The organism is Haloquadratum walsbyi C23 (assembly GCF_000237865.1).
In the GTDB taxonomy this organism is placed as follows: domain Archaea; phylum Halobacteriota; class Halobacteria; order Halobacteriales; family Haloferacaceae; genus Haloquadratum; species Haloquadratum walsbyi.
The window spans coordinates 1,080,546-1,094,040 of record NC_017459.1; the positions used below are offsets into that span (position 1 = coordinate 1,080,546).

Genomic DNA, 13,495 nt, shown 5'->3' on the forward strand with positions numbered 1-13,495 from the left:
CAATAGCTAAGCACGCAGAATCAAAAACCTGCTCAATAATCTCTATGTAATCATGTGAGCTATTTTCACCCAGTATTATAATTCCTTTGTCGAATCTCCATTTGCTGAGAGATGATGAGATATAGCTAATATATGAGATATATCCTGACTAATAGGCTATTGTATGACCACGATAGTCAGGTAAAAGAGGATGAAAACCTGAATACAAATGATGGAATCACGCCAGACCAGACTTGACGATGTCACTCTCGTCAGTCGGTCAGCCCGCATTCCCTCATTGTCATCTTCAGTTCGGGATATATTTGATATTGCAACCTCACCTCGAGTTGTCTGGAGTGCACCAGACGAGACAACAGTGCTTGGAAGTGGTGCTGCAGCGACGATTGTTGCCACAGGCTCTGATCGATTTGAGTCTGTCCGTGATGCTGCTGAATCGCTGTTTAGTACCGGTGATGTCCATGCAGGGAGTGAGGTCGCTCGCCCCCGTCTTTTTGGTGGTTTTGCCTTCCATGCTGAACGCGCAGATAGCAAGCCATGGAAGCAGTTCCCCAATGCACAATTTATTTTTCCGCGAGTACAGATAACATGGTCAACAGACACGCATACCGAGACAGACACCGCTGATAATGATTCACATGCGTGGATAACAGTCAATGCTGTGGATCCCGGTGCGACACCTGATGCTGTTGAGTATCGATTGAGTCAGGAAATTGAGCGAGTAAAAACGCTTGAGTCAACAAACAATTCTCGATCTCCGCCAGGTGTCACATGCCGTCATCGACGCACATCCCGGGACGCATGGAATCGTGGCGTCACTGCAGCTATTAATCGAATTTCTGCTGATAATCTCCAAAAAGTTGTTCTTGCACAGGCACTCGAAGTTGAACTTGAGGAGACACCAGTGCTTGGTGATATTATTACCCGTCTCGGTGAGCACTATCCCTCGTGTTACCGGTTTATCATCGAACCGGTACCCGACACACCGGTCGACCAGAGAATACATACAGATGTTAATGCAATGACTACAGTAGGGTCTGAGGATATACACAATACGTCTCAGTCCCCGGCTTTCTTCGGGGCAACGCCAGAACGACTCGTCTCTGTTCGTGGTCGCACCGTTGAGACTGGTGCACTTGCTGGGACAACTGGTCGTGGCGAAACGACCGCTGAAGATGAATGGCTTGCTGCAGAACTTGCACGCGATGAAAAAAATGTTCATGAACACGAACTTGTTGCTGAGACAATTCGTGAACAACTTTCGCCGTATGCAACTGCTATCACAAGTGATTCTCGACGCGTTCGCAAACTGGCGACCGTTCAACATCTGTGGACGCCAATCACCGCGACTCTTGAAGAGCATAAACATGCACTTTCACTCGTTGAAGCATTACATCCAACACCGGCGGTAGGAGGACTCCCACCAACAACGGCTGCTGAGACGATTCGCGAGACAGAGCCATTTGATCGAGGATGGTATGCTGCGCCTGTTGGATGGATTGATGCTGCCGGATATGGTACCTTTGTGGTTGCGCTTCGATCAGCAGTCGCCCATGACGATGCCGCCACACTTTTTGCCGGCGTCGGAATCGTCGCAGATTCAAATCCCGACAGTGAGTGGGATGAGGTTCAACTAAAATACCGACCAATTCTTGATGAGCTCGAAAGTAATGATGCAGATGATGATACAATCAATCAAGCACAATCCGAAATATCTACGCACACACAGGGTACTGTCGATGATACGATGAATGAGTCCGCTTCGACATCAATATCTACACCAGATACAACAGTTCCGTCAGAGTCAAATTCACAGTCGAATACAACAATGGAACCGACTTCAGACGCAGACGCAGACGTAGACGCAGACACAAACACAAACATAGACGACACCGAGTGATGAGCGCGCCAAATCAGAATACCTTGTGGGCACGCACGTTCGTTTCAGAACTTGCCGCTAGTGGTGTTGATACTGTCTGTATCTCGCCGGGAAGTCGATCAACACCACTCACGGTTGCTTTTGACCGTCATGATAGTATCGAGACTTTTTCACACTTAGATGAGCGTTCTGCTGCATACTTTGCGCTTGGACGGGCAAGAAGAACTGGGTCGGTTACCCCTGTAGTCTGTACCTCAGGCACAGCAGCGGCAAACTATCACCCTGCAGTTATCGAAGCTTCACAGGCACGCGTCCCGCTTCTAGTATTAACCGCTGATCGCCCTCCAGAATTACATGACTCTGGTGCAAATCAGACCGTCGATCAAACAAAGCTCTATGGCGATGCAGTCAGGTGGTTTCATGACATTGGGGAGCCTGAACCGACAGCAAGAAAACTCCGATCACTCCGGACGACAGCAGCACGTTCAATTATGACTGCGACAGACACGCCAGCTGGACCGGTTCATCTAAATTTCTCTTTCCGGAAGCCACTTGAACCAACGCCAGTGCCGGGAGATATCCCTGATGACCTGTCCGAAGAGTCAATTACAGGTCGTGATGGTGCATTTGTTGAGTCGACGACAGGTAATCGAGTGCTCGATGAGAATAGCGTTAATAGAATAGCACAGTCGCTTTCAACATCTCGTGGACTCATCGTTGTTGGTCCGATGACGATACCCGGAGTTGATCCTGAGGCAGTAGCGGCGTTTGCACATGCAAGCGGATTCCCCGTTCTTGCGGATCCACTTTCAGGCATTCGTTACGGTGGGCTGACTCGAACAACACCAATTATTGGTGGATACGATGGCTATCTTACTAGCGAGTTATGGGATCAGTGGCCAGATCCAGATGTTGTGCTTCGGTTTGGCGCTTCACCTACATCAAAGCCACTCAGACAGTATCTTGAATCCACATCACCGACTCAGTATCTTGTCGACCCTGCTGGAGAGTGGCGTGAGGCAACATTCACTGCGACAGATATCGTTGTTGCTGATCCAACACAGCTTCTATGGCAGCTATCAAGAGCTCTCAATACTCCTGGATCATCAACATGGCGACAACGTTGGATTGAAGCTGATAAGGCGCATACAGACGTACTCGCTAACACTGACTCCTTCGCTCATCAGTCTCTAGCAGCGACTAACTCGGATTCATCGACCGATGATATGATTGAAGATACGGATGAGGAGGGTAGCAATGAGAGTGATAGATGGTTCTGTGAGGGTCGTATTCTTTCGGATGTAATGACAGCAGCACCGGATCCCGCAACAATTTTTGTCTCGAACTCAATGCCGGTTCGGGATCTTGACCGCTTTGGAAGTCCAACAACGCAGAATAGGACAGTCCTTGGAAATCGCGGAGCATCAGGGATTGACGGTATTGTTTCGACAGCACTCGGTGCTGGCTCAGCCCTTGCCACCACTGAGCATCTCATTGCAATAACGGGTGATCTCGCGTATTATCACGATATGAATGGACTCGCAGCACTCGAACGTTGTGATGTCACAGCAACCATTGTTCTAATCAATAATGATGGGGGTGGAATCTTTCACAAACTCCCAATCGAATCGTATGACCCACCATTCACAACTCAGTTTGTCACACCACATGGACTTGATTTTGAACCGACTGAGGATATCTACGACCTCTCATTTGCGCGGGTCCGTGGCACAGATCGTGATGGATTTCACACAGCATTTACTGAGGCAACGACAACCACTGGATCACACGTTATCGAAGTCGTCACTGACTCTGAGTCAAGCCATCGCGTTCGAGAGCAATTACATGATCGTGTGATTAAGCGCATTCTTGATAATTGAGCGCTGGTATTACAGAAAAATGATAACAAAACGTCGCGCTTTAGCGCTGGGAGGATATCAAAATATCAGATAAATAGGTCTGAGTCAAGAGGCGAATCCTTTTCTCGTGTCCGCGCTGGCATGTCAGTATGGTTTCAGAGCTTTTCGACCCCGCACAATGGGATGACGTCGAGGGGACCGAAGTATTTGATGACATTACCTATCATCGCGGACATGAGGTCCCAGTCGTCCGAATTGCATTTGATCGTCCAGAGCAACGGAATGCATTCCGCCCAGGAACCGTTGATGAATTGTATGCTGCCCTTGATCACGCGCGCAAGCAGGCAGATATTGGGTGTATTCTTCTCACTGGGAATGGTCCATCAGAGGATGATGGTGGATGGGCATTCTCTGCTGGCGGTGATCAGTCTGTCCGCGGTGAGTCTGGATATGAATATCGTGATGATGATGAGCCAGCAGATGATGAGGACACACTCGTCCGTGAGGCAAAAGCAGGACGACTCCACATCCTTGAGGTGCAACGACTGATCAGATTTATGCCGAAGCCAGTGGTTGCTGTTGTTCCAGGATGGGCTGTTGGCGGTGGACATTCATTACATGTTATCTGTGATCTCACCCTTGCATCGAAAGAACACGCCAAATTCCTTCAGACAGATCCGGATGTTGCCTCATTTGACGGTGGATTTGGATCAGCATATCTTGCCAAGCAAATCGGACAGAAAAAGGCACGAGAGGTATTTTTCCGTGGAAAAACATATTCCGCTGCTGAAGCGGTTGAGATGGGAATGGCAAATGAGGCGATCCCGCATGCAGAATTAGAGGATATTGCGATTGAGTGGGCAAATGAAATGGCGACAAAATCGCCAACAGCGATGCGCATGCTAAAATATGCATTCAATCTTGCCGATGATGGTCTTGTTGGTCAGCAGGTATTCGCAGGTGAAGCAACCCGACTTGCCTATATGACTGATGAAGCACGCGAAGGTCGGAACGCATTCTTAGAAGGGCGTGACCCAGATTTCTCATCATATCCGTGGCACTACTGATTAACATTGATCTATCCCGTCTTTCATCACCACTTGTGTGTAGATACGACAATCACACTTCTCAAGGATACAATCTCGCGTGAGAAGAAAGTCACTTGATGAACCGAAGTTTCACGCAGCCACAGCGAATAAATGTAGTTAATGAGCGCACAGACACAGTCTATTAGCCGTCAGAAGGCATGGGTGATGGCAGCACGCCCACAGACACTTCCAGCAGCGGCGGCTCCTATTCTTGTTGGGACTGGGGTTGCGATTCATGACGGTGTTTTCGCCCCACTCCCAGCACTTGCTGCATTACTTGGTGCTGCTCTTATTCAGATTGGGACGAATTTTGCGAATGATTACTATGATGCACTCAAGGGTGCAGACACCGCTGATCGCGAAGGATTCACCCGTGTGACCGCAGGTGGACTCATCGATCCCCCCGCAGTCAAGCGAGCGATGTATCTTACATTTACAATTGCCATTCTTGTTGGTGCGACCCTTGTGTGGGTTGGTGGAATTCCGATCCTAATCGTTGGGCTTCTCTCCGTCGGCTCAGGAATTGCATACACCGGTGGACCATACCCGCTTGGATATCATGGTCTTGGTGATGTGTTTGTGTTTGTCTTCTTTGGTCTCATTGCTGTGACTGGAACGTACTATGTTCAAGCAGCGGCACTTACTGCAGGCACATTTCCGCTTGGAATTCCCGCTGGGACAGTTTCATTGACGGCTATCGTTGCATCGCTGCCAATTGCTGCACTTTCGACAAACATTCTTGTCGTAAATAATGTTCGCGACCGTGATGAAGACGCAACGACGGGAAAGCGAACGCTCGCAGTTCGATATGGGTATACTTTCGCGCGCGCAGAGTTCATCACACTGTTGATACTTGCATACAGCGTCCCAATCTGGTTTCTGTCTCGCACAGCATACACACTTGCTGTGGGACTTCCACTTGTGACGCTACCAATTGCGCTATCACTTATGCATACTATATGCACCGAAACTGCCGGTGATATGCTCAACCCAACGCTTGAGCGGGTTGGAAAACTACTGGCTGGATATGCACTCTTATTTAGTATTGGACTTGCTATCAAAACACTTCCAGTAGTATAATGAACGAATTAGATTGTCTTGAGACAGCCTCTATTAAGATCGATCCATTCACCCTTGAGTTATCACGCTCACTCTCAACGGCTGTAGGTGATATCGAACAACGGCGCGGACATGTCGTGTGTGTAGATATTAATGGCACTGTCGGCATTGGCGAGGCAACACCACTTCCTGGCTGGACAGAGCGCTATCCCGATTGTCAGGATGCTCTTCGCTCAGTTTCAACGGACAGCACATCAACATCAACATCAACATTAGCATCGGAAATAACACCAGATACAACATCAGCGGCACATCATGGAATTGAGTTAGCTTGTGTTGATGCGATGGCTCGCCATCATGACAGTTCACTCGCCAGGTTTCTCTCGACAGACACACCAGCTACATCGATCCCAGTCAATGCAACGATTGGTGATTGTGACTCCGAGCAGACATATAAAAAAGCAGAATCAGCAGTTGAAGATGGATATACGACAATTAAATTAAAAGTTGGCGCCAGAGATATTGAGTCTGATTGTAACAGAGTCATTGCTGCTCGATCGGCAGTCGGGGAAGACATCACACTCCGCGTTGACGCTAATGGTGCGTGGAATAGAACTACTGCTGAGCGGTTTCTTGAAACGGCACGGACAGTCGATATTGCATATATTGAGCAGCCTCTCCCAGCATCAGATCTCGATGGACATGCTTTACTCCGTGGTCGTGGCGTTGATATTGCAGTTGATGAATCGATGAATCGAACTAGCCCAGAGCAGATTTTTGCTGCCGATGCAGCCGATATTATTGTTTGTAAACCAATGGCACTTGGTGGTCCAAAACAGACGCTTGCAGTCGCACGTAAGGCAGAAGCCGTCGATATCGATACTGTTGTTACGACAACAATCGATGGTGTAATTGCTCGTATGGGGGCAGTTCATATTGCTGCGGCGCTCCCCGGCTCAGGCTCAAACGCACGTGCATGTGGTCTCGCCACAGGATCAATGCTTGCGGATGATCTTACAGCGAATCCGGTATCTATCAGTGACGGCGAGATATCCGTTCCGACAGGACCTGGATTAGCTGGTGGGGCACTCAGGTCATGCTGTAATCGATGATAATAATAATGTTGCGCAATCGATTCTATCAGTTAATTCGTATTTTGATAAGCTCAACGTCAAAATTCGGGGTTCTCGCCCTGTTCCGCCTATAGAAAATTAATATATGTTAGTTATTGTTTTGATTCAATCGCATGAGTTCATGTGAATATTCTTTAGATATCGTTATTTCGTCGGCTGGCAATATACGGAATAATGGCTGATCCGACCCCAACACAACGCCGTCTTCTCATTGGATTATTTATGTTTGCGATATTCATCTTTATCGCCGGACTTGTTGTGGTTGCTTATCTCGCTGGAACATTCTAGATCTAATATATCCGCAACTCAACTCTCCACTAGTCAGGTCGATGAGTCACTCCATCGCGGTTATCAGCGTTCATTCGTCGTAATGCTGCAGCTGCGTTTGAGGCATCATACCCGAAGTATACATTTGTGCTGTATGCATCTGCCACCTCCGTGGCGTGTATAAGATCATCAACATCGACATCAACTGCATATAATTCAACAGAAATGTCCACATCGCGTTCAATTGAATCGATTCGGCTTTGAAATCCCTTCACAATCGTTTCTAGCCAGTATGTGGTTCCATAGTGAATGTCATATAATGGTATCACAAATTCATCAACATACTTAGCGATTCGTTCAACATTGATACCGCTGCGTTCAGAAAGATGCCCCGGGTATGGGTCTGGATATAATGTAAAATATGTCCGTCCTGGAATTAATGCCGTTGCTGTCTCAACAAATTCTGTAATAATATCATCGCGCCACGATTGCCACGTTTCTGCGGTGCTGTTATCAAACTGTCGTTGACATCGGTCGCACCTACAATATCCCTCTCGCGGAAACCCAACGTCATCAAGTCGAACAGCATCATTTACCGCCGCGCTATCTTCGATGATCTCAAGTAAGCCATTTCGATATTTGTCATGCGTCGGACAAATATACCCCCAATCAAAATATGGCTGCTCTCGCGTCGCAAGGGTACCATCTTCATTAATTGGCACCAATTCTGGATCTGAGTTCGCCGCTGTATTATCACCAAAACAGGAGACCATATTGACTGCATCTGAGAGAGGTTCAGCAGCACGCCCACTCACATCTTTCACCTCATAAAATCCAATACCGAAGTCGTCCCACTCAATTTCTTCTTCGTTCCGCGTTACGACCCCATACATATATTTATCTCAGGATATCGCTGCGGTGCGTATCAGTCGTTCGGATACCAGTTCCATGATTCTACCGTTATTCTAAGATGACAATCGACACTCGGGTGAGATTTTGATCTCAAATAAGCCACGATAAAAATAATAATCTAACATATCATACCAGCAAGCACACCGCAAAATGCTGTGAGTTGGTCATCTCTTCGTGTACGGTCTGATATCAATATTATCTGCAATCTCTCACATGTCGTTGTGCAACTACTGTGAACCTAACTGGTACTATCACCGTCAGAACGACTCGCGAGGATTGTGTATGTCAATGCAATAACAGCAACTACGACAATAATTTTTGCTCGTCTCGACATATGTAATTGTCATATCGTTCTGATACATATTAATGATTTAGTAATTTAGCCCCATTAGCGCATCAGGGGTTGTGGATGGAAAGCGCGTTATCGAAACAGGAAACCTCACGCTCAAGAAAACCGATACAGCAGATGTAGCGGCTGAGTAGCATGGAGTCGTTCACAAGTACGTATCTTGGAATTTGTATATCAGTCCACCTGCGCACATCGGGATGCAACAGGGTATCTCGATACAACCAGTGGAATAACTGTATGATCAATTATGCAACATCAAGATATGTTGGTACTTCGCTTTCACGCACAATCGATCCACAGTAATCACACTGTAGCCCTTCATCAAGGACAATAAAACGGGTGTTAATCGGTTCATTAGCGTTTGTAATACAGTTTCGATTGGGACAAAAAAGAAGTCCAGTGACCGCCGTCGGGCGCTCAATTCGTTTTTTATCGACAACCGCGTAATCTCGGATAATATTGATTGTTGCCTCAGGAGCAATCACCGCAAGTACGTCGACTTCAGATTGACTTAGCTCACGATCCTCGACTTTAACAATATCTTTTCTTCCCAAGCGGTCAGAAATAACATTCATACCGACAGAGACACCCTCACCGCTTGACCCATCAATCCCAAGAATGGCAAGAACATTTAGTGCTTCTCCAGCGGTAAGATGATCAATCACAGTCCCATCACGAATCTTCGAGACACGTAATTGTTGATCATCGATTTTCCTTGCTCTTGGCACGGCATCACTGACAGATTCCTTACTCTCCTTTTGATTTGGCTCACGATCGTTCATTTTGCCCTCCCAATCAATGCATCAAGCAGCGCCATTCGAACCGGTACCCCATTGTGTGCTTGCTCGAAATACGCCGCATGTTCGGTCGTATCCACCTCTGGCGCGATTTCATCAACTCGCGGGAGCGGGTGCATCACGGTCAAATTATCGTCTGCATGTGATAAAATATCAGTATCGACACGATATTGTCCAGCGACTCTTTGATATTCATTTTCATCTGGGAACCGCTCACGCTGAATTCGTGTGACATATAAGACATCAAGTTCGGGAAGTATTGACTCAATATCTGTATGTTCACGCACCTGTGAGCCGGAGTCATGAAGATCATATCGTATATTTCGAGGGAGCTGAAGACTTTCAGGGCTGATGAAATGCTGTCGAACATCAAAATTACTCAATGCTGCGGCAAGTGAGTGAACCGTGCGACCATATTTTAAATCACCAGCGATTCCAACGGTGATTTCATCGAGTCCGACATTCTCTCGCATTGTATACAAATCTAAGAGTGTTTGTGTCGGATGCTGTCCGGCACCGTCACCGGCGTTGATGACAGGAATATCAACGAATTCAGCAGCTAGCTTCGCTGCCCCTTCAGATGGATGTCGCAACACGATGGCGTCAGCGTATCCGGCAATGACACGAACCGTATCAGCGAGTGTCTCGCCCTTCGATATTGATGAGTTGTCGACGCTACCCATATCGATTGTGCGTCCACCGAGTCGTTTCATTGCAGCATCGAAACTCATACGCGTTCGAGTGCTTGGCTCAAAAAAACATAATCCAAGTACCGTCCCACTATATTGCGCCTCCCACCCATCTGGATTCATTTCAATCGCCGCCGCCCGGTCAAGAATGGTCTCGATATCCTCCCGTGATAATTGTGTTGTGGAGAGTAAGTGGTCCTGATGCATCATATATGCCAGCGTGTGGAACTAACTTCAATGGCTCGGGATGGATTATTTTCCTTTTTATCTCTCCAACATTGCTGATAATTTCATTTTTTGATTTATATAGCGTGATCGTTCACTCACATGTTTCAATATGCATGCAAATCTACAGTGTGCGGTTTTTGTCTCGATATGCAGAGATCACAGTACTTCTCAAAATCCGCTATGGCCACGTACCTTGTCGGTCGTATGCCTCAATAACTCGCTCAATCGCAACGGCATATGCAGCTGTTCGGAAGTTCGGGAGTTCACGTGACTCATACGCTTCAACAAGATCGTCAAATGCATTCGTGATGATTGTCTCCAGTTCTTGTTTGACTCGTGATTCTGCCCAGTAGAATTGCTGTCGGTTTTGTACCCACTCAAAGTACGATACAGTGACTCCTCCAGCGTTTGCAAGGACATCTGGGAACACAGCGACATCACGGTCAGTTAATACAGCATCTGCATCCGGCGTTAACGGTCCATTTGCTGCTTCGACAATCACATCAGCGCTAACATCGACTGCGATTGACTCATCAATAGCGTTCTCCAGTGCTGCTGGAATTAATACATCAACATCAAGCGTCAATAGCTCGCGATTTGAGCGAACCTCTGTTTCTGCTCCTTCATACTCGATAACTGAGCCTGTTTTACGTTTATGTGACTTCACTGCACGCGTATCTAATCCTGTTGGGTCGTAGATTGCACCTGATGAGTCTGAAACAGCAACAACAGTTGCCCCTTGATCTTCAAGTAGCTCAGCAGCGACAGATCCGGCGTTACCATATCCTTGTACCGCAATAGTTGCATCCGCAATATCTCGTCCACGATATGTGAATGCCTCTCGAGCGGTCAACATGGTCGACCGACCTGTTGCTCTGACACGACCCGCACTGCCACCTGCTGAGAGTGACTTTCCGGTGACAGTTCCTGGTGCAGTTGTATTCTCAAGCGTTTCGTATGTGTCTTTAATCCAGTCCATCTCTCGCTGTCCGGTGTTCACATCTGGGGCTGGGATATCAACATCTGGACCAATCAGTGGACGAAGTTCGGTCGCGAATGAACGCGTCAATCGTTCTAATTCTCCAGCGGAATATCTACTTGGGTCAACAGCAATACCTCCCTTTCCACCGCCGTATGGAATATCCACAAGTGCGCATTTGTATACCATCCATCCTGAGAGTGCCTTTACCTCATCGCGTGTGACACCTGGATGATACCGAATCCCTCCCTTGTATGGTCCGCGATCGCCATTGAACTGCGATCGAAATGATTTGAAATGTTCGATTGTCCCGTCATCCATCTCAACAGACAAATTCGCTTCAAGAACGCGTTCAGGTCGTTTTAACCGCTCGACAAGGTCACTACGAACATCAAGATATGCTGATGCATCATCGATTTGTTCTTGTAAGCTCTCAAAGGGATTCGCCTCGGATGTCATATGTCAAATTCGTGGGTCACCTCGGTTAAGAATATCGACCAAATGTGCAGTCGTGAGCGCTGAGAGCACTAAACTGCACTATCCAATCACAAATCAAGTTAAATCAACTATTTTCACTCGGAATCGGCTTTCCCTGCGAGCGCACCTTCGAGTCGCTCAACGAGTGATGGTGTTCCGACGTAGACCGGTGTTCGATCATGAATATCGTTTGACTCGACCGCAAGCAATGATTGCGAGCCATCTGAAGAGGCTCCACCGGCACACTCAATGATATATCCGATAGGATATCCCTCAAATTGAACACGAAGTTTTCCGGATGGGGCGTTCGTGAGCGCTGGATACCCGAAAATCCCACCATATGTAAGTACCTGATTCACATCACCAACCATTGCCCCTCCGTATCGGAGCTTCATCGATGTGTCAGACTCAATATCACTCACAAATGAATTGAAATCACGAGGCCAATTTGGCACACGTCCACCAAAGCCATACACTGTTGGCTCAGATGGGACGCGTACTTCCTGTTCAATCGGTTCATAACTCCCATCTTGATAAATAATATAATCTGCGACATTACCCTCGACGGCTGCAACCATTGTTGTTGTTGCGCCATAGAGAACGTATGCTGCAGCAACGAGATCAGACCCACGTGCTGGAAGTGGCGCATCGTATACCGCTGCGATTGTTCCCATTGCAGCATTTGATTTCAGGTTTGAGGATCCATCAAGTGGGTCGATACAGACCGACAGTCCTGACCCGGTATCATCAGCTGATGAACGTTCCTCGCTGGCGTATTCTCCAATTCCGTCAAGCGAGCCAAGACGATTACGAAGAAGTTCATCAGCAAATACATCCGCCTCCATTGGTGATTCCCCAGATGGATTTTCCTCATTAGTTTTGACCCGTCTCCCTGGAAGCCCGTTTCGAATCTCTGGAGCCGTGCGAGCAAGTATATCGAGGATTGAGTTTATTATTTCATCATCTGTAAGTGAAAATGACTCGGACTCGGAATCAGCTGTTGACTCAGTCATGTGTGAGTCAATTGACGAAGCCATTCGGTTAACATCTCCGGTGAAACACAACTTTTGTGACATTGTTATCATACAACGTAGATGACGGGCGGCTGTGATGAATGCCTGCATCACCACCGACAGGATGAATCTGAGAGCCCTGAGACACTTAGCACCGGTGACGACCCCGATTTCCTCTGTGTGATAAGATACTATGATGGTACTTTCTCATAATAGCTGACATCTGAACTAGTCGGAATATACAGGTAGTTCGATAATTATTCATATTGTATGGGATTGGGAACAACTGCGAAGAAATTACAAAAAGTAACCGAGATGGCAGAAAATGTCTATCAGCGATTAAATGAACTGCGAACGCAGATCTCAGAAATGCGGGAGACGACCGGTGAGACGCAAGCTGCTGTTGACCGTCTTGAGACCGAAACCGCTGAGATTCGAGCCCTTGTTGAAGCAATCGCTGATGAGGAGGATATCGACACTGAAACTATCATCGCAAACGCGCATATCACCGAAGCAGAAGCAAAAGACTCCGGATCTGAATCTGAATCTGAATCTAAAGTCACCTCAGACGACCCGCAATAACTCGCTCTCTGCTAGACTGTGTATTGAGTTGAGATCCTCAGCAACATGCGACCATTGGGGTGAGTCTTAAGGGCTATACACAAGCCTGTGAGTCTCTTTTCATTTCTGATGATATTGAAGACTATCTGACAACATATACTGGTCACCCGCGAATATGGCTTGTACCATCGAGAAGTGCACACAGAGT

At 47.3% G+C, this 13,495-nt stretch carries 11 protein-coding genes; 6 read left to right on the forward strand and 5 right to left on the reverse strand.

Annotation, left to right across the window (positions count from 1 at the left end):
* Nucleotides 1-211: 211 nt before the first annotated feature.
* The 5 genes from HQRW_RS04700 to HQRW_RS04720 all read left to right on the forward strand — a co-directional run bounded on the left by HQRW_RS04700 (nucleotide 212) and on the right by HQRW_RS04720 (nucleotide 6,994).
* Nucleotides 212-1,897, forward strand: a complete 1,686-nt coding sequence (locus tag HQRW_RS04700) for an isochorismate synthase (protein ID WP_014555669.1) — start codon at nucleotides 212-214, stop codon at nucleotides 1,895-1,897.
* On the forward strand, nucleotides 1,897-3,756 hold the full coding sequence (gene menD / locus HQRW_RS04705) for a 2-succinyl-5-enolpyruvyl-6-hydroxy-3-cyclohexene-1-carboxylic-acid synthase (protein ID WP_014555670.1): 1,860 nt from the start codon (nucleotides 1,897-1,899) through the stop codon (nucleotides 3,754-3,756). The genes HQRW_RS04700 and menD overlap by 1 nt, the downstream gene beginning before the upstream one ends.
* Before the next feature lie 128 nt (nucleotides 3,757-3,884).
* Complete coding sequence (locus HQRW_RS04710) at nucleotides 3,885-4,802, forward strand: 1,4-dihydroxy-2-naphthoyl-CoA synthase (RefSeq protein WP_014555671.1); 918 nt, start codon at nucleotides 3,885-3,887, stop codon at nucleotides 4,800-4,802.
* 141 nt (nucleotides 4,803-4,943) lie between these two features.
* Nucleotides 4,944-5,903: a 1,4-dihydroxy-2-naphthoate polyprenyltransferase gene (locus HQRW_RS04715; RefSeq protein ID WP_014555672.1), complete on the forward strand. Its 960-nt coding sequence runs from the start codon at nucleotides 4,944-4,946 to the stop codon at nucleotides 5,901-5,903.
* Complete coding sequence (locus tag HQRW_RS04720) at nucleotides 5,903-6,994, forward strand: mandelate racemase/muconate lactonizing enzyme family protein (RefSeq protein WP_014555673.1); 1,092 nt, start codon at nucleotides 5,903-5,905, stop codon at nucleotides 6,992-6,994. Before HQRW_RS04715 ends, HQRW_RS04720 begins: the two co-directional genes overlap by 1 nt.
* A gap of 338 nt (nucleotides 6,995-7,332) precedes the next feature.
* Here HQRW_RS04720 and HQRW_RS04725 read toward each other — a convergent pair whose 3' ends face one another.
* The 5 genes from HQRW_RS04725 to HQRW_RS04745 form a co-directional block, all read right to left on the reverse strand.
* Nucleotides 7,333-8,175, reverse strand: coding sequence for a hypothetical protein (locus tag HQRW_RS04725; protein ID WP_014555675.1), 843 nt, complete (start codon nucleotides 8,173-8,175; stop codon nucleotides 7,333-7,335).
* Between the two features lie 613 nt (nucleotides 8,176-8,788).
* The gene (gene pyrI / locus HQRW_RS04730) at nucleotides 8,789-9,253 is read right to left on the reverse strand and encodes an aspartate carbamoyltransferase regulatory subunit (protein WP_048066975.1); all 465 of its coding nucleotides are present in this window, start codon (nucleotides 9,251-9,253) and stop codon (nucleotides 8,789-8,791) included.
* Nucleotides 9,254-9,321: 68 nt separating this feature from the next.
* Nucleotides 9,322-10,236, reverse strand: a complete 915-nt coding sequence (pyrB, locus tag HQRW_RS04735) for an aspartate carbamoyltransferase (protein ID WP_014555677.1) — start codon at nucleotides 10,234-10,236, stop codon at nucleotides 9,322-9,324.
* Nucleotides 10,237-10,435: 199 nt separating this feature from the next.
* Complete coding sequence (locus HQRW_RS04740) at nucleotides 10,436-11,695, reverse strand: Glu/Leu/Phe/Val family dehydrogenase (RefSeq protein WP_014555678.1); 1,260 nt, start codon at nucleotides 11,693-11,695, stop codon at nucleotides 10,436-10,438.
* 113 nt (nucleotides 11,696-11,808) lie between these two features.
* Entirely contained in the window at nucleotides 11,809-12,726 is a 918-nt protein-coding gene (locus HQRW_RS04745; protein WP_049892268.1) for a class 1 fructose-bisphosphatase, read from the reverse strand.
* 270 nt (nucleotides 12,727-12,996) lie between these two features.
* Here HQRW_RS04745 and HQRW_RS04750 point away from each other — a divergent pair, with 270 nt between their 5' ends.
* Entirely contained in the window at nucleotides 12,997-13,308 is a 312-nt protein-coding gene (locus tag HQRW_RS04750) for a DUF5798 family protein (protein WP_014555680.1), read from the forward strand.
* Nucleotides 13,309-13,495: the final 187 nt, after the last annotated feature.